Source organism: Burkholderia sp. BCC1996, from assembly GCF_905339955.1.
Classification (GTDB): Bacteria; Pseudomonadota; Gammaproteobacteria; order Burkholderiales; family Burkholderiaceae; genus Burkholderia.
On sequence record NZ_CAJPHM010000018.1, the window covers coordinates 79,803 to 97,618 of the forward strand.

Below are 17,816 nucleotides of genomic sequence, written 5' to 3' on the forward strand. Positions count from 1 at the left end.
GTCCACTGCCCGCGCGGGTGGCCCCCTACGGCTTCCCCTCAAGGCCGCCCCTCGCTCGGCACATCCGCCGCCTTGCTGAGCTCGCCCATGATGATCCGTGCGATCTCGTTGGCCGGTGCGCGTCCGTCCGGGCCGGACGCCGTGTTCGCCCACGTGACGATCGTCGTCTTCGTTGCCGGATCGTAGCCCGCGAACGTATTGAAACCCGGTATTTCCCCGGTGTGCCCGTAGAACGTGCCGAACTTCGCGAGCCCCATACAGTAGCTCGCCGACGCCGGATTCGACGGATCGATCGGCGTGCAGCTCGCGAGGCGTTGCGCCTGCAGGTCCGCATTCAGGTAGCCGCCGCCGACCATCCGCTGCACGTACGCACCCAGTTCGGCCGCGGTCGAGATGCCGGAGCCGGCCGTCCATGCCCACGACGTATTGACCGTCGTCACGTCGGTCGGCTGCAGCGTGCCGTTCTTCGCGGCGGCCTGGCGCGCGGGAGACAGCGCGTCGCCATCGATCGTCTCCACGTTGGTGCCCCATTGATAACCGCGCGGCGCCGGCGCGGGCAGCGCCGTGTTGTCCTGCGGCGGCAGCGATGTCTCGGTCAGCCCGAGCGGCGCGAACAGCCGCGTCCGGATCGCATCGGCGGCGCTCATGCCGGTGCGTTGCTCGATGATCAGGCCGAGCAGCACCGTATTCGTGTTCGAGTAGCGAAAATCCGCGCCCGGCGCGAAATAGACGGGCTGGTTCTCCGCGATACCCAGCAGTTCGTCGACGGCCCACACCCTGTCCGGCTGCGCGTCGAGCGACTGGTTGAACGCAAGGCTGGTCGAGTAGTTGTAGAGACCGCTGCGCATCGTCAGCAACTGCTCGATCGTGATCGTGTCGCCATTCGGCACGTTCGCGACGTACTGGCTGACATGATCGGTCAGGCGCAGCCTGCCTTCCTGCACGAGTTGCAGGATCACGGTGCCCGTCCATGTCTTCGTCACGCTGCCGATGCGAAAGTGCGCGTTCGTCGGGATCGGCGAGTTCGTGCCGCGCACGGCCGTGCCGAACGACGCGAGCCAGTTGCCTTGCGGCGACTGCACGTAGACGACCGCGCCGGGCGTCATCGTGTTCGCGAGCAGCGCATTGATCTGCGGGCGCGCCTGGGTGGTGTAGGCAGGCTCGTCGCTGTTCAGCGAGCTGTCGCCGCCGCAGGCGGAAACGGCGATGCCGACGGCCAGCGCCGGTGCAACCGTCGCCAGGTGATGCACCAGCCGCTGCGCGGCGCGCGGGTAAAGCCGGGGAGGAGCAGAGGTCGCCATCGCGTGTTCCCTTCCTTGTTGTGTTTCAGTGGTCTCCTTGCCATCCCCGAAACTATAGGACACGCATCCAGGCGCCGAAGGTGTGCGATGCATTCGTCATACGATATCGGCCAGCCAGGCCGGCCGGGTTTGCGCGTCACTGAAAATGATGCACGTACCGCAACACCATCCGCGAACCCTGCGGCCGGTTGCGCGCAAGGACCTCGAAGTACGCGTTGAACAGCAGGTGATCCTGCGGCGAGAAACTGACCATCGCACCGGGCCCGATCGCGAGCACGGATTCCCGTGTGCCGGACACGTCCTGCCCGTTCACTTTCATGTCGGTGGTCTGGCGCAGCCAGTAGCCGTTGAGCCCCAACCGCAGCCCGGGCCGCACTTCGTACTCGGTCGCGAAGTTCGCATGAACGGCCTGGCCGGCCTGCGTCGACGTCACGTCGGGCCCGAGCGCGGTCGCCGGCTCGTGATTGGTCGCATTCCACAAATAGTGCAGGCGCCACGACACGGTCCACTTCGGCGTGACCCAGAACGTCGCGGCCCAGTACGGATCGAACGACCAGAAATGGCTGCCCGGATTGATTGCCCGCGCCGGGTCGTATGCGCCGGTCGGCGCGATGAACTGGAATTCCACCCGCTGCGCGAAGCGCGGCCCCTGCGGGCCCATCACCGGATCGAACTGGATGAACGGGCCGATCAGCAGGTCGCCGAACCCGGCCCGCGAATTCAGCGCGACGTTGCCGATCCCGTCGTTCGTGTGCACGGACGCCACCCACGGCAGGATCACGTCGAGCCCCGGATGCATGCCGCCGAACGCCAGCGGCGACTGGTAGACGAGTTGGCTCAGCCCCGCGAACAGGTCGATGTCCTGCTTCGGCAGCCCGACCTTGTTGCCGGCATTGTCGTTGACGCGTCCGGCCGTGTAGTACTCGAGATACTGCGTGCCGTACCAGCCGGCACCGGCCGGCGGCATCCCGTCGAGGAAGCTGGTCATCCCCAGGTTGACCGATGGCAGGTCGGTCGCATGCGCCGGCACGTGTCCGGTCAGGCCGAAGCACACGAGGCCTGCGATCGCAAGCAGGCGAGAGCCGCATTTCATCATCACCATCTCCTGAATATTTGTTTGTATAACTAATCAAGCGGCACGAGAAATATCGGGGTGTGCCGAGATCGCGCGATACTGGCCCGCATGGAACACGAGCGGTGCATGGCCGGACGCATCGAATGCCTCGATCTGGCCGATGAACAGCAGGTGGTCGCCGCCTTCGTAATGGCCGACATGGCGGCACACGAAACGCGCGCTTGCGCCGTCGAGACAGGGCACGCCGCCCGCATCGGCATCCATGTGCGGCACGCCGTCGAACTTGTCGGCGCTCGGCGTCGCGAAACGGCGCGACAGTTCGATCTGGTCGTGCGCGAGGATATTGATCGCGAAGTGCGTGGCCGCGACGAAATCCGGACGGCTCGGCGCGACCTTGCGCAGGCTCCACAGCACGAGCGGCGGGTCGAGCGACAGCGACGAGAACGAATTGGCGGTGAGGCCGACCTTGCGCCCGTCCGGCGCGCGCGTGGTGATCACGGTGACGCCGGTCGGAAACTGCCCGAACGCGGCGCGCAATTGCTGCGGGTCGAGGCCCGGATTGCTGGAAGCGGTGGCGTTCATGTCGCTTACTCCGAACGGGCGGCGTGTTCGCGGATCAGCGCGGCGCAGGCCGCCGGCTCGAACCACCACGGCGCGAACCGGCGCGGATCGTCGAAGCCGTCGACGATCGTCGCGGCGAGCGACGGCAGCTGGCCGGCGGCGCCGAGCAGCTCGAGGATGTGCGGCGGCGGCGGCGTGAGCAGCGAGTTGGTCCAGCGCACGACGTGCTGTGCGTAGGCCCAGTAGCGTTCGAACGTGTCGTGCATCCAGGCTTCGTCGAACGGCTCGGCTTCGCGTGCGAGGATTGCGTCACCGTACACCTTCGCGCATTTCGCCGCATTGTTCGAACCCTGGCCGGTGATCGGATCGTTGACGACCACCGCGTCGGCCATGCCGAACACGGTGCGGCCCGACGGCAGGCGGAAGAACGGCTTGCGCACGGTCGGCGTGAAGCGCCCGGACAGCGTGCCGTTCGGATCGGTCAGCGCAACGTCGCGGCAGCGCTCGAATTCCCACGGCACGTACTGCTGCAGGAACGACAGGCTGCGGTCGAGATGCTGCTCGGGCGTCTTCACGTCGGCCCAGCAGTCGAGCGGGCCGCCGGGGATCCCTTCGAACACCATGATTTCGCACGGGCCCGTCGTGGTCAGCGCCGGAAACACGAAGTATTCGCCGATCCCGGGCAGCAGGTTGAAGCGCACGCGCGAATACGGCTGGCTCGGCGTCATGCCAGTCACGTAGGTAAGGGCCAGCGCACGTTGCGGGCGCTCGAATGCGCTGCGTGCGTCGTCGCGGCCGAGCAGGTTCACGATTTCGCCCTTGCCGGCCGCGAGCAGCACGAGATCGTGGCTGCGTGCGAGCGCCTCGAGTTCCGGCACGCCGACGTCGCAGATACGCACGTCGGCACCGCGGCGCCGGATCGCGTCGAGCCAGTCGGCCATCTTCACGCGCTGGTCGACCGATTGCGCGTAGCGGGTCAGCCGCGACGACCAGTCGATCGCCTTGCGACCGTTGCCTTGCGGATGCGGCACCGCGATGCCGATGCCGTCGACGGACGGGCACGCTTCTTCCCAGGCGTTCAGGCCGAGATCGCGTTCGATCTGCAGTGCGGTATGGAACATGCACTGGCTCGACATGACCTTGCCGGCGCGAATCTGTTGCGCGTCGCGATTGGTCGCGAGCGTGACGTGATAACCCTGGTCGAGCAGCGTGAAGGCGAGTTGCAGGCCGGACTGGCCGGCGCCGACGATAGCGATGCGTTTCATGATGCAATCCTTTGCATGACGAATTAAATGGAATGAAATGTGGGCGGGAAGGAACGGCCGGCGGTTATTCGGCCAGACGCGGAATCGCCGGCACCGCCTGCTCGGGGCCCATCGCGGAGTAGCCGCCGTCCACCGCGTAGTCGGCGCCCGTCACGAAGCTTGCCGCATCGCTGCACAGGAACGTGACGACCTGCGCGACTTCCGACGGATCGCCCACGCGCCCGAGCAGATGAAATGGCGCGGCCACGCGATCGGTCTTCGCGCGGTCGCCGTGCGTGAGCTCGTCCATCACGCGCGACCACGTCCAGCCCGGCGACACCGAGTTGACGCGAATCCGGTCGGCGGCGAGATCCATCGCCATGCTGCGCGTGAGCTGGCGCATCGCCGCCTTGGATGTGGGATAGAGCCAGCGGCCGGTCTGCGCGCATTGCGCGGAGATCGAGCTGAAGTTCACGATCGCGCCGCCGCCGCGCCGGGTCAGGTAGGGATGAACGGCCTTCACGAGCATCGCGGCCGAGACGACGTTGACGTCCATCGCCGCGAGCCAGTCGTTGCGCGTGGCCTGGATGCCGTTGTCGACGTAGCTGCACGCGAGGTTGATCAGCAGGTCGATCGAGCCGAAGCGTTCGGCGACGGCCGATACCGCGCGCTCGATCGCGCGGTCGTCGGTGATGTCGGTCGCGATGAACGTGCCGCGTTCGCCGAGTGTAGCGGCGACGCGCGCGCCGTTCTCCGCGTCGAGATCGAGGATCGCGACGCACGCGCCGGCGCGGCTCAGGTCCTGTGCGACGGCGGCGCCGATCAGCGTGGCGCCGCCGGTGACGATCGCGACTTTGCCAGCAAGGGCAGTCATGGGGAGTCTCCTGGAATGATTGAGCGCAGGCGGCGCGCGTTCGACGTGCCGCCCGGGTATCCGTCGATTACGCGCTGTCGCGCCAGCGCTGCATCAGGCCGTTGGACGGCACGGTTTCGTCGAGCAGCTTGCGCGCCGTTTCGACACCGGCGACGGGCAGCCCGGCCGCGTCGAGCAGGCCGATCTGCACGAGCACGCTCGCCTGGTCCCAATAGATGTGCTCGTGATACAGCTTGTCGCCGCGGAACTTGACGATCGCGACGAGCGGGATCTCGACGCGCTTGCCGGTCGGCGCGACGCCGGGCAGCATCCAGTCGATCTCGGTCGTATGTGTGAAGCAGAACAGCAGTTCGTCGACGATCTGGCTCGCGCCGATCGTGCGCGAGATCGGCGTGATCGTGGTGTCCGGCGGGTTCGCATGCACGAAGTGATGCGTGTAGAAGCGCTTGAGTTCGTCGTAGCCGACGCCGCCCGTCAGTGTCGGAATATGGTTCACGTACGGCTGCGCAACCATCGTGTCCATCGTCGCGTCGACGTTGCGCGTGTCGAATTCGTGTCGGAGATGTTCTTCCCACAGCGCGGACAGGTCGTAGCGCGGGCCGAGCGCCGCGCGGAACGCGGCGATCGCGCGCTGGTGCGCCATCACAGCGGCCGCCTTGTCGAAATGATCGCCGCCGACGCGTGCGAACGCATGATCGACGCCCGGGTAGACATACACTTCCACGCCGTCGCGCCCCGCGAGCGCCGCGGCGATGCGTTGCTGCGCGTCGGGCGGACAGAAGCGGTCCTGCGCGGGGATCTGCAGCACGAGCCGGCCGCGCAGATGCGCGGCCTCGTCGAGCGCGTGTTCGATGCCCACGCCGTAATAGCTGACCGCGGCGGCCACGTCCGGCAGGCGGCACGCGGCGAGATACGCGAGCTTGCCGCCGAGGCAGTAGCCGAGCACGCCGGCCTGGCCCGTGCATTCCGGCCGTTGCGTGAGCACGGCCAGCGCGGCGGCGATGTCCTCGACGCCCTTGTTTTCGTCGTATTCGCGGTACAGCGCCATCGCACGCTCGAAGTCGGCGGCGGTGTAACCGAGTTCGATGCCGGGCGCCTGGCGCCAGAACAGGTCGGGCACGAGCACCGTGTAGCCTTCTTCGGCGTAATAATCGGCCACGTCGCGCATCGTCGCGTTCGCGCCGAAGATCTCGTGGCACAGCACGATGCCCGGTCCCGTGCCGCCGGCCGGCGTGCTCAGGTACGCGCGAAACGCGCCGCCGTCCGGCGACGGGATCTCGATGTGTCGTCCTTGCATGTGTCTCTCCATTCTGTTCGTGACTGGCATGGGCGCAGTATTGGCGGACGAAACGCGCGCTTCTATCCGCTTTCTTCGACCGGTATCCGCGAATTCCGGAAACCTGCGGACCGGCCCGCCGCAGCGGGGCCGGGACACGCCGCTCTGCGGGTTTGTGCGGATGCGGAAGCGCCGCACAGTTTTCTACGATGCGCGAACGGTCCGCTTCTTGCATCGGGTGCGCTGGGCTTGCGTAGTGTAACGAGGCGGACTGTCCGGATACTCCGGCCGCTATCCGGATCGTGCGACGGGATTCCCCGGAATCGGGAACGCGTGCACAGCGCAAGTGCGATCGAGCACGACGGGAGAACTTCGATGGGGCAATTTTCCGGAGCGGGCTGGCTGGGTGACGCCGCCTGTTTCAATCACGACACGCTGCTGCTGCAGTCGGATGACGTCGACGAGGTGCGCGCGCGGGTAGCGGACGTGTTCAAGCCGCACCGGCTCACACCGACCGGCGATTCGCGCGCGCTGCACAGCCGCATGCACCATGCTCGCTGGGGCAACCTGTCGCTGAATCTGCTCGACTACGGTGGCGAGGTGTCGATCGAACCGGGGCCGCTCGAGCACTTCTATCTGTTGCAGATTCCGCTGCGCGGCGACGCCGAGATCGAGTGCGGCGCGACGCGCTTCGTGTCGTCGCCCGACACCGCGTCGCTGCTGTCGCCGACGCTGTCGCTCAGGATGCGGTGGGGCGAGGCGTGCCCGCAAGTGATCCTGCGGATCGAGCGCGAGGTGATGGAGCGGCATGCGCAGCGGCATTTCGGCGACGAGCGGCGCGCGCCGGTGGAGTTCGAGCCGGAATTCAGCCTGTCGTCGCAGCAGGGCGCGTGCCTCGCACAGATGCTGCCGATGCTGGCCGACGCGATCGCGACGGACGGGCATCCGCTGCGACATCCGCTCGCGTTCGAGCAACTCGAATCGACGCTGCTCAACCTGTTGCTGTACGGCCACCCGAACACCGCGCGCAACGGCACGCGCCACGCGCCGGCGCCGCTCGCGCCGTTCTACGTGCGGCGCGTCGAGGAATACATCCGCGCGCATCTCGACGAGCCGCTGACGATCGAACGGCTCGCCGAACTCGCGGGCGTCAGCCCGAGCACGCTGTTCGCCGGCTTCCGCAATCGCCACGGCATCACGCCGATGGCATTCGTGCGCCAGTTGCGGATGCAACGTGTGCGCGACGAACTGCTCGACGATGCGACACCGGGGCTCGCGTCGGTGACGGACATTGCGCTGAAATGGGGCTTCGCGCACCTCGGACGGTTCGCGATCGACTACAAGCGCGCGTTCGGGGAATCGCCGTCGGCCACGCTCCGGATGCGGCGCGTGCGGTGCTGACGGGGCAGCCGCGACACAGGCTCGCGGTCGAAAGCCGAGTCGCGCGCCGGGCGACGGATCACGCAACGGCGATCGTTACCGGCTGGACAGAGGATGGGGGTTGGAGCATGCATCGCGCCGGCCAAGCGATGCGGCTTGCCGGCGCACGCGCGCAAACGGGCCGGTTGCGGCAACCGGCTTCCTCGCGTGTGGTTCAGAAATGCACGACGGTCCGGATGGACTTGCCTTCGTGCATCAGGTCGAACGCTTCGTTGATGCCGGTGAGCGGCTTCGTGTGCGTGACGAACGGTGCCAGCTGGATCGTGCCGGCCATCGCTTCCTCGACCATGCCCGGCAGTTCGGAGCGGCCCTTGACGCCGCCGAATGCCGTGCCCAGCCAGCGGCGACCGGTGACGAGCTGGAACGGGCGCGTCGAGATTTCCTGGCCGGCGCCGGCGACGCCGATGACCACCGACTGGCCCCAGCCGCGGTGCGCGCATTCGAGCGCGGCGCGCATCACGTTGACGTTGCCGATGCACTCGAAGCTGTGGTCGACGCCCCAGCCGGTCATTTCGACGATCACCTGCTGGATGGGCTTTTCGTGATCCTTCGGGTTCACGCAGTCGGTGGCGCCGAACACGCGTGCGAGGTCGAACTTGCCGGGGTTGGTGTCGATCGCGATGATGCGGCCGGCCTTCGCGAGCTTCGCGCCCTGGATCACCGCGAGGCCGATGCCGCCGAGGCCGAACACGGCCACGGTGTCGCCTTCCTGCACCTTCGCCGTGTTCTTCACCGCGCCGAGGCCCGTCGTGACGCCGCAGCCCAGCAGGCAGACCTGCTCGGGGTTCGCGTCCGGATTGATCTTCGCGAGCGACACTTCGGCGACGACGGTGTATTCGCTGAACGTCGAGCAGCCCATGTAGTGATAGACCGGCTGGCCGTTGTAGCTGAACCGCGTGGTGCCGTCGGGCATCACGCCCTTGCCCTGGGTGGCGCGCACCGACACGCACAGGTTGGTCTTGCCGCTCTTGCAGAACAGGCACTCGCCGCATTCGGCGGTGTAGAGCGGAATGACGTGGTCGCCGGGTTTGACGCTGGTCACGCCTTCGCCGACTTCCACCACGATGCCGGCGCCTTCATGACCCAGCACGGCGGGGAAGAGGCCTTCGGGATCGTCGCCCGACAGCGTGAACGCGTCGGTGTGACAGACACCGGTATGGGTGATCTTGACGAGCACTTCGCCCTTGCGGGGTGGTTCGACGTCGATTTCGACGATCTGGAGCGGCTTACCCGCTTCAAACGCAACTGCGGCACGTGATTTCATGACAATCCTGTTGAAAAAATCATCGAATGGAGCGGAGCGTCGACGATCCTGCGCCGGTCAACGCAGGTAGGACCGGACGAGGGTCACGATATCGTCGATCGATTCGGAAGCAGGCCGCGGGGCCTCCGCGAGCTGGGTGAATTCCTCGCGCAGATGGCTTTCGAGCACGCCGGCCATCACGCCGTTGATCGCGCCGCGGATCGCCGCCAGCTGCTGCAGTACCGGACCACAGTCGGCGCCTTCCTCGAGCGCCTGCTCGAGCGCATTCAGCTGCCCGCGGACACGGCGCACGCGGGTCAGGACGCGTTTTTTCTCTGCGGGGGAATGCGGCATGGGATCGTGGTTTCCGGATACTGGGGGGCAGTATAGAACAATGCGGTGCCGGAGGTATACCCGGTCGTGCCCGGATGCCGCAGTGCCTCCGCCGGCAGGGTTCCCGATGCCGGCGCGCGATCGGCGTCAGATCAGCAGCGAAAGCGTGCGGAACAGCGCGAGATCGTCCTTGCGCGCCGAGCGCGCATGCCGTCGGATCACCTGCAGCAGGCAGTCGATGAAGCAGCGCGCGGCGTCGCTCAGCGTGCTGCTGCGGCGCGTGACGACGCCGAGTTCGCTCGGCTCGAAGGTCTCCTTCAGCGACAGCACGCGCATCCGCTCGCCGAACGGCGGCACTGCCGCGAGGATTGTCGGGCACCACGTGCACATGCCGGCCTGCTCGAGCATCGTCTGCAGCATCGCGACCGACTGCGCGCGCACGATGCGCCGCTCGTCGATCTGCGCGCCGTGCCGCGTGAACAGGTAGTCGACGAGCGCGGCCTGGCCGTCGGCCGACGAATTCAGCACCCAGTCGCAATCGAGCAGGTCGTGTACCGACGTCGCGCGTTCGTGCGGATGCCCGGCGCGCACCATCACCGACGTCTCGTAGCGCAGCAGCGGCTCGAACGCGAACTCCTGCGCGCCGCTGCCGGCCTGCACGTGGCCGAGCGCGAAATCCATGCTGCCGTCGCGCAGCAGCGGTTGCGCGACGGCCATCAGCGCTTCGTACAGTTCGAGGCGCACGTCGGGCATCCGCTCGCGAAACTGCAGCACGGTTTCCGCGAGGAAGGTCATCGTCAGCCACGGCGTGACGCCGACGCTCAGCCGCCCCTCGACGCGCCCGCGCATCCGTTCGAGATCGCTTTGCGCATGCTCGAGCTGCTTGAGCACGAGTTTCGCGTGCGTGAGCAGGGTCTTCCCGTATTCGGTGAAGCCGATGCCTTCCGGCGCGCGCACCAGCAGCGGCAGGCGCTCGCTGGCCTCCAGCTCGCGCAACGCACGCGTGACGGCCGCCTGCGACAGCCCGAGCGTGCGTGCCGCGCCGCGGATGCTCCCGGCCTCCGCGCTCGCGACGAGCGCCTGCAACTGATGCAGCTTGATCGTGCTCATGGTGTGAAAGGGTGCGAAAGGGTGTGATAGCCGACAACGAAAGGTTGTCATCATAACGAAACTGCGGCTGTTCGCCGGCTTTTTCGCTGCCTACGATCTCGCCCACGACCTGCCATTCCGGCAGTCGCAACGCGGCACCTGGAAAGGAGTAACGGGGTTGGATCGAGTACGCATTCCGCCTGAAATGGCGGCCATCGAGACGGAGATGATCGCGCTGCGCCGCCGGCTGCATGCCCATCCGGAACTCGGTTTCGACGAACACGCGACGAGCGAGCTCGTCGCCGATTGCCTGACAACATGGGGTTATCGGGTCACGCGCGGCCTCGGCGGTACCGGCGTGGTCGGCACGCTCACGCGCGGCGCAGGGAAGCGGCTCGGGCTGCGCGCGGACATGGATGCGCTGCCGATCCGCGAAACGACCGGGCTGCCGCATGCGAGCCGGCACGACGGCGTGATGCACGCTTGCGGCCACGACGGCCATACGGCGATGCTGCTCGCCGCCGCTCGTTGCCTCGCGGAGCGCGGGCGCTTCAGCGGCACGCTGAACCTGATTTTCCAGCCGGCGGAGGAAGGGCTCGGCGGCGCGAAACGGATGCTCGACGACGGGCTGTTTACGCAGTTCCCGTGCGATGCCGTGTTCGCGATGCATAACGTGCCGGGCCTGCCGGCCGGCGTGCTCGGCTTCTGCGACGGCCCGGCGATGGCGTCGGCCGATGAGGTGCGCGTGCGCGTGACCGGGCGCGGCGGCCACGGCGCGGCGCCGCATACGACGATCGATCCGGTGGTCGTCTGCGCGTCGATCGTGATGGCGCTGCAGACGGTCGTGTCGCGCAACGTCAATCCGCAGGAACTGGCGATCGTCACGACCGGCTCGATCCACGCGGGCACCGCATCGAACGTGATTCCGCCGCATGCGGATATCGAGCTGAGCGTGCGGGCGCTGTCGCCGGACGTGCGCGCGCTGCTCGAACGGCGCATTCGCGCGATCGTGCACGGCCAGGCCGACAGCTATGGCGCGACGGCCGAGATCGACTATCGCCACGGTTATCCGGTGCTCGTGAATCACGCGGCGGAAACGGCGTTCGCGCGCGATGTCGCGCGCGAATGGGGTGGCGACGATGCGCTGATTCCGCATCTGCGGCCGATCGCGGCGAGCGAGGATTTCGCGTTCATGCTCGACGCGTGCCCGGGCAGCTACCTGTCGATCGGCAACGGCGACGGCGCGGCCGGCTGCGGGCTGCACAACCCCGGCTACGATTTCAACGATGCGTGCCTCGCGACGGGCGCGAGCTACTGGATCGCGCTCGCCGAGCGCTACCTCGCGTGACGCGGCTGGACCGATTCGATTTACCTTCAACGACGGCAACAAGGAGACTGGCAATGAAACAATGGATGGCGGCGCTCGCGGTGGCGCTGACGGCAACGACGGTGGCAGGCGCCGCGCATGCGGGCGACTGGACGGGCAAGGAGATCCGCCTCGCGGTCGATCCCACCTATCCGCCGCTCGAATACAAGCAGCCCGACGGCACGCTGACCGGCTTCGGGATCGACATCACGAACGCGTTGTGCGCGGAGCTGCGCGCGCGCTGCGTGTGGGTCGAGTCGAGTTTCGACGGGATGATTCCGGGGCTGCTCGCGCGCAAGTTCGACGTGATCGCGTCGTCGATGACGATCACGCCGAAGCGCATGCAGCAGATCGCGTTCACGAACCGGATCTCGAACGCGCCGGCGCGGCTGGTCGCGCGCAAGGGTTCGCCGCTGCTGCCGACGGCCGCGTCGCTGAAGGGCAAGCGGGTCGGCGTCGAGCAGGGTTCCGCGCAGGCCGACTATGCGATCGCGAACTGGCAGCCGGCCGGCGTGCAGATCGAGTCGTACCAGAACCAGGACCAGGTCTATGCCGATCTCGTGAGCGGGCGGCTCGACGCGGCGTTCCAGGCGTCGATCGCGGCCAGCGACGGCTTCCTGAAGAAGCCGCAGGGCAAGGATTTCATGTTCGTCGGCGCGGCGATCGACGATGCTAAGTACTTCGGACAGGGCGACGGCCTCGGGCTGCGCAAGCAGGACACCGAGCTGCGCGATGCATTCAACCGCGCGCTGGCGACGATCCTCGCGAACGGCACGTATCAGCGGATCAACCGCAAGTACTTCGACTTCGACATCTACGGCACGAAGTAAGCCGAACCGCAGCGTAGCGAGCGAGTGGGAATCGTCAAATCAATAAGGAAAACGAATGAACTGGAGATTGTTTTTCGTCGCGATGCCGGCACTGTGCGCGGCACCGGCGTTTGCGCAAAGCAGCGTCACGTTGTACGGGTTGATCGATGCGGGCATCGACTATACGAACAACGTCGGCGGCCACAGTGATTGGCAGATGGCGAGCGGTTTCGCGCAGGGCAGCCGCTGGGGGCTGAAGGGCACCGAGGATCTCGGCGGCGGCTACACCGCGCTGTTCCAGATCGAGAGCGGCTTCAACGTGAACAGCGGCACGCTCGCGCAGGGTGGCCGCATGTTCGGGCGGCAGGCTTACGTCGGGCTCGGCAGCACGCGCTTCGGCACGCTGACGCTCGGCCGGCAATACGACTCGGTCGTCGACTATCTCGCGCCGACGACCGCGAACGGCAGCTGGGGCACCTATCCGTTCTCGCATCCGCTCGACAACGACAACACCGGCAACACGTTCCGCGTGAACAACACGGTCAAGTATGCGAGCCCGGATTTTGCCGGCTTCTCGTTCGGCGGCACGTACAGCTTCAGCAACGACACCGGGTTCGCGAACAACCGGCAGTGGAGTGTCGGTGCGCAGTACGAGCAGGGCGGCCTGCTCGTCGGCGCGGCGTTCCTGAATGCGGACAACCCGGGCGCGACGGGCGGCGGCGCGATCGCTGGCTCGGGGTCGGTCGGCGCGGATGCGAACTTCGCGTCGGCGCGGCTGCGGATTTTCGGGGCGGGCGTCAATTACACGGCAGGGCCCGCGACGGTCGGGTTCGCGTATACCAACAGCAACGTCACGCGGCCGACCGCGAACGTCGGCTACCTGTTCGGCGACGAGACGATCGAACCCGTCACGGGGCCGCTCGCGGGCGGCACGGTCACGGCGATCAAGTACCAGAACTTCGAAGTGAACGGTAAATACCAGTTCACGCCGGCGTTCTTCGTGGGCGCGCAGTATGTGTATACGACCGTGCGTTATGAAGCGACCACCGGCAGCGCGAAACCGAAGATCCATTCGATCGGGCTGATGGCCGACTACAACCTGTCGAAGCGCACCGACGTCTACCTGATGGGCGCGTACCAGCGGGTTGCCGGCGACGCGACCGGCTCGTCGCTCGATCAGGCGTATGTCCCGGGGGCGGCCGATCTGTCGTCGACGTCGAAGCAGTTGATGGTGCATGCGGGGATCCGGCATAAGTTCTGACCGGATCGGGATCGAGGGGGCGAAGGGCGGGATGGGCGGCCGGCCTGGCGTCGCCCGCCCGCACAAGCGGCGCATTCCGGCAAGGACTCGCCGCGTCATGCGTGAACCGGTGGGCAGCATCCCCGCCTCATAGCCCGCGTCAACGTTCTGTTTTTTCAGCTTGTCGATACACGGAATCCTCGCGCGTCGTTTCGGCCGCTTGCGACGCTGTATTCGTGAGCGGGCGATTCCATTGGCATGCACGTTCGACACGAACACGAGAAATCGATCAGGTCAGTTCCGTCTTGTACAAACCGTTGATCGTTTCAGCCAGCGCGTTATCGTAGCTGCCGCCACGCGCCAGCCGGCGATGCGACGGGCGAACACGTCGCTCACCAATGCCACGTACGGCCCGCGGCCGGAGCCTGCCGGCAAATGCTGTCATTCGGGGCTGCGGGTGTTCGCCCGGTCACAGGCATCGTCGCGAGTTCATTGCCGGATGTGGTCGCGGCGTCGGGACAATCTGCACCTCGGCCACGCGGTGGACTTGCCCCTGCATGGCCGGAGCGGTCGTTATTCACCGACCTTCGTTTCCGACTCGGCGCGTTTCGCTAGATGTTCGACCATTCTTTGTGCTGCGGGCTGGATAGTGTCAAAGGTCTTGAAACAGACGACGAAGCGGCGCCGGGCCCATGAATCGGTGAGGGGGATGACCCGTACGCCGAGCGACTGCCGGTAAGCGGCTGCAACTTCGACAGGGATGACGCTGATCCCCAAACCGGCGGCCACGACGCGAAAGGCTGCGTCGAAACTCGACACGATCACGCGATACGACACGGTCCGGCCCCGATCCGCGGCTGCTCGCCTGAGCATCGTGTGAACCGCTGTGGCGGGCGGCAGTCCGACGTGATCGAAGTCGAGCGTGTCGTCGAAACCGACCGATTGAAGCCCGGCAAGCGGATGCTCCGGGTGCACGGCGAGCGCCAGCCGATCGTGCCGATATGAACGCGCCTGCAGTCCTTGCAAGTCGACGTTGTCCCAGCACACGCCGACCGCAGATGCTCCTTCGCGTACCTGCCGGACGAGGTCGCGCGACAGCCGCTCTTCCACGTCGACCTTGATGTTCCGGTTGGCGGGGTCGCGCATGAACGATGCGATGTCGTCCAGTAACACTTCCGCGATCGCGGACGCCGACGCGCAGATGCTCACGCGCCCCTGCAGCCCGTCGCCGATCGCGGTGACGTCGGCCGCGATCCGGTCCATCGTGAACAGCATGCTGCGCGCATGCTCGAGCAGCGCGACGCCGGCCGGCGTGGGCGTAACGCCGCGTCGCGACCGCGTCAGCGCCGGCGCGCCGAGGTCGCTCTCGAGCTGCGCGATGCGCTTGCTGATCGCCGATGGCTCGATATGCGCTTCCTTCGCGGCTCGCGCGATGTTGCCGTGATCACACACGGCCACGAACAGTCGGAGTGTCTTGAGGTCGAGGTCGCGCAACGGTGCTGTCTCCATGAGTCGATACGTTCCGGGTCGGAAGTTTTCTGCCCGTTTCGGCCGGTATCCGTGTTCTCCGGGAACGTCGGAAATTACCACGACGACGTCCCGCCGGCGCGCCGTGCGGGGTTTCTTCAGAAGATTTCGTGACGACGGCCGGCCCGTTCGCGACGCGGACGCGGCGACATTTCTGAGATTCCGTTTCGGAACGCTATAGCTTCCAAATCGATACTTTACGTCGCTTTTGGAATCTATAGAGTAAGGGCTATCGCCGGCGTGCAATGACCGGCCACAGATTGCGGAGACAGCGACCCCATGCCTTCTTTTCCCTCCCATGTCGTGATTCGCGAGGTCGGATTGCGTGACGGCCTGCAGAGCATCCAGGCCGTTCTGCCGACCGAGCGCAAGATCGAATGGATTGCCGATGCGTACGCAGCCGGCCAGCGCGAGATCGAAGTCGGTTCCTTCGTGCCGGCACGGCTTCTGCCGCAACTTGCGGATACGGCCGAACTCGTCGCCTACGCGAAAACGCTACCGGGCCTCACCGTGTCGGTGCTGGTGCCCAACCTGAAAGGCGCGCAGCGCGCCATCGAGACTTGCGCCGACTTGCTGCTCGTGCCGGTGTCCGCGAGCCGCGAACACAGCCTCGCGAACCTGCGCAAGACGCCCGACGAAGTGATCGCCGAGGTTGCGCATATCCGCGCCGCGCGCGACGCCGCCGGATCGACGACGCTGATCGAAGGCGGCATCGGCACGGCATTCGGCTGCACGATCCAGGGGCGTGTCGAACCGGACGAGGTCTTGCGTTGCATGCAGGCGCTGCTCGATGCGGGCGCGGATCGCGTCAGCATCGCCGATACGGTCGGCTATGCGGGGCCCGCGGCCGTTCGTGACCTGTTCGAGCGTGCGCGCCGCATGGCAGGCGAGCGCTTCTATTGCGGCCACTTTCATGACACGCGCGGCCTCGCGCTCGCCAACATCTATGCCGCGCTGGAAACCGGTGTCGCGCGTTTCGACGCGACGCTCGCAGGAATCGGCGGGTGTCCTCATGCACCGGGCGCAAGCGGCAACGCGTCGAGCGAGGACCTCGCGTTCATGCTGGACGAGATGGGCATCGACACCGGCATCGACCTGACGGCGCTGCTGGCGCTGCGCGCCAAGGTCGCGCGCTGGCTCGACGGCGAAATGCTGCATGGCGCGCTGTGGCGTGCCGGTCTGCCGAAAACGCATCTTGCATCGACGGCGCTCAATGCCTGAGGACCTCATGGAAACCAACGCAAGACTTCCGCTCGACGGTGTGCGAGTGATCGAGTTTACACACATGGTCATGGGGCCGACGTGCGGGATGATCCTCGCGGATCTCGGCGCGGAGGTCATCAAGATCGAGCCGCCCGGCGGTGACAAGACGCGCAAGCTGCCGGGCCTCGGCATCGGCTTCTTCCGCACCTTCAACCGCAACAAGAAGAGCGTCGTTCTCGACATCAACACACCGGAGGGCAGGGACGCCGCGCTCGCGCTGATCGGCACGTGCGACGTGATGCTCGAGAACTTCCGCCCGGGCTTGATGACGAAGCTCGGTCTCGACTACGACACGCTTTCGAATGCGTTTCCACGGCTCGTCTACGTGTCGCACAAGGGGTTCCTGCCCGGCCCCTACGAGAAGCGTCTCGCGCTCGACGAAGTCGTGCAAATGATGGGTGGACTGTCGTACATGACGGGGCCGGTGGGCCGGCCGTTGCGTGCGGGAACATCGGTCAACGACATCATGGGTGGCATGTTCGGCGCGATCGGCGTGCTGGCCGCGTTGCGCGAACGGGATGTCACCGGACGCGGCCAGGAAGTACAGAGCGCGCTCTTCGAAAACTGCGTGTTCCTCTCCGCGCAGCACATGCAGCAGTATGCAATGACGCATGAAGCGCCGCCGCCGATGCCCGCGCGCGTGTCCGCATGGAGCGTGTATGACGTGTTCACGCTTGCCGACGGCGAACAGCTGTTCATCGGCGCCGTTAGCGACAAGCAGTTCGTCACGCTGTGCGACGTCCTCGGCCGCCCGGATCTGTCCGCGGAGCCGCGCTTCGCGAGCAACGCATTGCGTGTGGCGGTTCGGCCCGAATTGCTCGAAGCGCTCGGCGCCGTGCTCAAGGACCACCGTGCCGACGAACTGATGCCGAAGCTCGAGGCCGCGGGCATTCCGTACGCGCCGATCGTGCGACCGGAGCAGCTGTTCGACGACCCGCATCTGAAGGCCAGCGGCGGACTCGTGCCGATGGAGACCGACGACGGCACGATGACCGATGTTGTCTTGTTGCCGCTGACGATGGGAGGTCGGCGGCCGGGCGTACGGCAGGCGCTCGCCCGGGTCGGCGAACACACGCACGAGATTCTTTCGCGACTGCGCGGACGAGCGAGCGCATGACCTTCCAGGCGCACTCGCGAAAGCGGTGCGGGAACCGACGGACGAACAGGTTGCGAAC

Annotated in this window: 17 protein-coding genes; 6 read left to right on the forward strand and 11 right to left on the reverse strand. The window is 66.6% G+C overall.

Annotation, left to right across the window (positions count from 1 at the left end; translation table 11 throughout):
* Positions 1-38: 38 nt before the first annotated feature.
* The 6 genes from U4Z64_RS24875 to U4Z64_RS24900 all read right to left on the reverse strand — a co-directional run bounded on the left by U4Z64_RS24875 (position 39) and on the right by U4Z64_RS24900 (position 6,352).
* Positions 39-1,301 (reverse strand): serine hydrolase domain-containing protein, encoded by a 1,263-nt coding sequence (locus tag U4Z64_RS24875; protein WP_321821372.1) that lies wholly within the window; start codon positions 1,299-1,301, stop codon positions 39-41.
* A 136-nt stretch (positions 1,302-1,437) separates the two neighbouring features.
* Positions 1,438-2,397, reverse strand: a complete 960-nt coding sequence (locus U4Z64_RS24880) for a transporter (RefSeq protein WP_044844297.1) — start codon at positions 2,395-2,397, stop codon at positions 1,438-1,440.
* Between the two features lie 33 nt (positions 2,398-2,430).
* Positions 2,431-2,958 (reverse strand): flavin reductase family protein, encoded by a 528-nt coding sequence (locus U4Z64_RS24885; RefSeq protein WP_321821373.1) that lies wholly within the window; start codon positions 2,956-2,958, stop codon positions 2,431-2,433.
* 5 nt (positions 2,959-2,963) lie between these two features.
* Positions 2,964-4,202 carry a styrene monooxygenase/indole monooxygenase family protein gene (locus U4Z64_RS24890; RefSeq protein ID WP_321821374.1) on the reverse strand — a complete coding sequence of 413 codons (1,239 nt, stop codon included), beginning with the start codon at positions 4,200-4,202 and terminating at the stop codon, positions 2,964-2,966.
* A 64-nt stretch (positions 4,203-4,266) separates the two neighbouring features.
* Entirely contained in the window at positions 4,267-5,055 is a 789-nt protein-coding gene (locus tag U4Z64_RS24895) for an SDR family oxidoreductase (RefSeq protein ID WP_044844294.1), read from the reverse strand.
* Between the two features lie 67 nt (positions 5,056-5,122).
* On the reverse strand, positions 5,123-6,352 hold the full coding sequence (locus U4Z64_RS24900; RefSeq protein ID WP_321801941.1) for a dienelactone hydrolase family protein: 1,230 nt from the start codon (positions 6,350-6,352) through the stop codon (positions 5,123-5,125).
* Between the two features lie 354 nt (positions 6,353-6,706).
* On the opposite strand from U4Z64_RS24900, the gene U4Z64_RS24905 reads away from it, so the two are divergent.
* Positions 6,707-7,732, forward strand: coding sequence for an AraC family transcriptional regulator (locus tag U4Z64_RS24905; protein WP_321801942.1), 1,026 nt, complete (start codon positions 6,707-6,709; stop codon positions 7,730-7,732).
* Between the two features lie 193 nt (positions 7,733-7,925).
* Here the strand turns inward: U4Z64_RS24905 and U4Z64_RS24910 are convergent, their stop codons facing one another.
* The 3 genes from U4Z64_RS24910 to U4Z64_RS24920 form a co-directional block, all read right to left on the reverse strand.
* The gene (locus tag U4Z64_RS24910; RefSeq protein WP_124487304.1) at positions 7,926-9,035 is read right to left on the reverse strand and encodes an S-(hydroxymethyl)glutathione dehydrogenase/class III alcohol dehydrogenase; all 1,110 of its coding nucleotides are present in this window, start codon (positions 9,033-9,035) and stop codon (positions 7,926-7,928) included.
* 57 nt (positions 9,036-9,092) lie between these two features.
* Complete coding sequence (frmR, locus tag U4Z64_RS24915; protein ID WP_044844290.1) at positions 9,093-9,368, reverse strand: formaldehyde-responsive transcriptional repressor FrmR; 276 nt, start codon at positions 9,366-9,368, stop codon at positions 9,093-9,095.
* Between the two features lie 126 nt (positions 9,369-9,494).
* Positions 9,495-10,457: a LysR substrate-binding domain-containing protein gene (locus U4Z64_RS24920; protein WP_044844289.1), complete on the reverse strand. Its 963-nt coding sequence runs from the start codon at positions 10,455-10,457 to the stop codon at positions 9,495-9,497.
* A 157-nt stretch (positions 10,458-10,614) separates the two neighbouring features.
* Here U4Z64_RS24920 and U4Z64_RS24925 point away from each other — a divergent pair, with 157 nt between their 5' ends.
* The 3 genes from U4Z64_RS24925 to U4Z64_RS24935 are packed head-to-tail and all read left to right on the forward strand — an operon-like array spanning position 10,615 to position 13,872.
* Positions 10,615-11,784 (forward strand): M20 aminoacylase family protein, encoded by a 1,170-nt coding sequence (locus tag U4Z64_RS24925; RefSeq protein ID WP_321821375.1) that lies wholly within the window; start codon positions 10,615-10,617, stop codon positions 11,782-11,784.
* Between the two features lie 53 nt (positions 11,785-11,837).
* Positions 11,838-12,632 carry an ABC transporter substrate-binding protein gene (locus U4Z64_RS24930; protein ID WP_124519884.1) on the forward strand — a complete coding sequence of 265 codons (795 nt, stop codon included), beginning with the start codon at positions 11,838-11,840 and terminating at the stop codon, positions 12,630-12,632.
* Between the two features lie 55 nt (positions 12,633-12,687).
* Positions 12,688-13,872 carry a porin gene (locus U4Z64_RS24935; RefSeq protein WP_321821376.1) on the forward strand — a complete coding sequence of 395 codons (1,185 nt, stop codon included), beginning with the start codon at positions 12,688-12,690 and terminating at the stop codon, positions 13,870-13,872.
* A 268-nt stretch (positions 13,873-14,140) separates the two neighbouring features.
* On the opposite strand, the gene U4Z64_RS24940 is transcribed toward U4Z64_RS24935, so the two are convergent.
* Both U4Z64_RS24940 and U4Z64_RS24945 read right to left on the reverse strand, forming a co-directional pair.
* Complete coding sequence (locus tag U4Z64_RS24940; RefSeq protein ID WP_321811538.1) at positions 14,141-14,296, reverse strand: hypothetical protein; 156 nt, start codon at positions 14,294-14,296, stop codon at positions 14,141-14,143.
* 128 nt (positions 14,297-14,424) lie between these two features.
* Complete coding sequence (locus tag U4Z64_RS24945; RefSeq protein WP_321801945.1) at positions 14,425-15,345, reverse strand: LysR family transcriptional regulator; 921 nt, start codon at positions 15,343-15,345, stop codon at positions 14,425-14,427.
* Positions 15,346-15,657: 312 nt separating this feature from the next.
* Here U4Z64_RS24945 and U4Z64_RS24950 point away from each other — a divergent pair, with 312 nt between their 5' ends.
* Together U4Z64_RS24950 and U4Z64_RS24955 are read left to right on the forward strand one after the other, a co-directional pair.
* Positions 15,658-16,599, forward strand: a complete 942-nt coding sequence (locus U4Z64_RS24950) for a hydroxymethylglutaryl-CoA lyase (protein ID WP_321821377.1) — start codon at positions 15,658-15,660, stop codon at positions 16,597-16,599.
* Positions 16,600-16,606: 7 nt separating this feature from the next.
* On the forward strand, positions 16,607-17,758 hold the full coding sequence (locus U4Z64_RS24955) for a CaiB/BaiF CoA-transferase family protein (protein WP_321821378.1): 1,152 nt from the start codon (positions 16,607-16,609) through the stop codon (positions 17,756-17,758).
* Positions 17,759-17,816: the final 58 nt, after the last annotated feature.

Bases quoted from the DNA above. Each gene is read 5' to 3' on its own strand.
- U4Z64_RS24885 (WP_321821373.1), bottom strand. From the start codon at position 2,958: ATGAACGCCACCGCTTCCAGCAATCCGGGCCTCGACCCGCAGCAATTG.
- U4Z64_RS24950 (WP_321821377.1), top strand. From the start codon at position 15,658: ATGCCTTCTTTTCCCTCCCATGTCGTGATTCGCGAGGTCGGATTGCGT.
- U4Z64_RS24935 (WP_321821376.1), top strand. From the start codon at position 12,688: ATGAACTGGAGATTGTTTTTCGTCGCGATGCCGGCACTGTGCGCGGCA.
- U4Z64_RS24930 (WP_124519884.1), top strand. From the start codon at position 11,838: ATGAAACAATGGATGGCGGCGCTCGCGGTGGCGCTGACGGCAACGACG.
- frmR (WP_044844290.1), bottom strand. From the start codon at position 9,368: ATGCCGCATTCCCCCGCAGAGAAAAAACGCGTCCTGACCCGCGTGCGC.
- U4Z64_RS24910 (WP_124487304.1), bottom strand. From the start codon at position 9,035: ATGAAATCACGTGCCGCAGTTGCGTTTGAAGCGGGTAAGCCGCTCCAG.
- U4Z64_RS24890 (WP_321821374.1), bottom strand. From the start codon at position 4,202: ATGAAACGCATCGCTATCGTCGGCGCCGGCCAGTCCGGCCTGCAACTC.
- U4Z64_RS24895 (WP_044844294.1), bottom strand. From the start codon at position 5,055: ATGACTGCCCTTGCTGGCAAAGTCGCGATCGTCACCGGCGGCGCCACG.
- U4Z64_RS24880 (WP_044844297.1), bottom strand. From the start codon at position 2,397: ATGATGAAATGCGGCTCTCGCCTGCTTGCGATCGCAGGCCTCGTGTGC.
- U4Z64_RS24940 (WP_321811538.1), bottom strand. From the start codon at position 14,296: ATGACAGCATTTGCCGGCAGGCTCCGGCCGCGGGCCGTACGTGGCATT.
- U4Z64_RS24905 (WP_321801942.1), top strand. From the start codon at position 6,707: ATGGGGCAATTTTCCGGAGCGGGCTGGCTGGGTGACGCCGCCTGTTTC.
- U4Z64_RS24955 (WP_321821378.1), top strand. From the start codon at position 16,607: ATGGAAACCAACGCAAGACTTCCGCTCGACGGTGTGCGAGTGATCGAG.
- U4Z64_RS24900 (WP_321801941.1), bottom strand. From the start codon at position 6,352: ATGCAAGGACGACACATCGAGATCCCGTCGCCGGACGGCGGCGCGTTT.
- U4Z64_RS24875 (WP_321821372.1), bottom strand. From the start codon at position 1,301: ATGGCGACCTCTGCTCCTCCCCGGCTTTACCCGCGCGCCGCGCAGCGG.
- U4Z64_RS24920 (WP_044844289.1), bottom strand. From the start codon at position 10,457: ATGAGCACGATCAAGCTGCATCAGTTGCAGGCGCTCGTCGCGAGCGCG.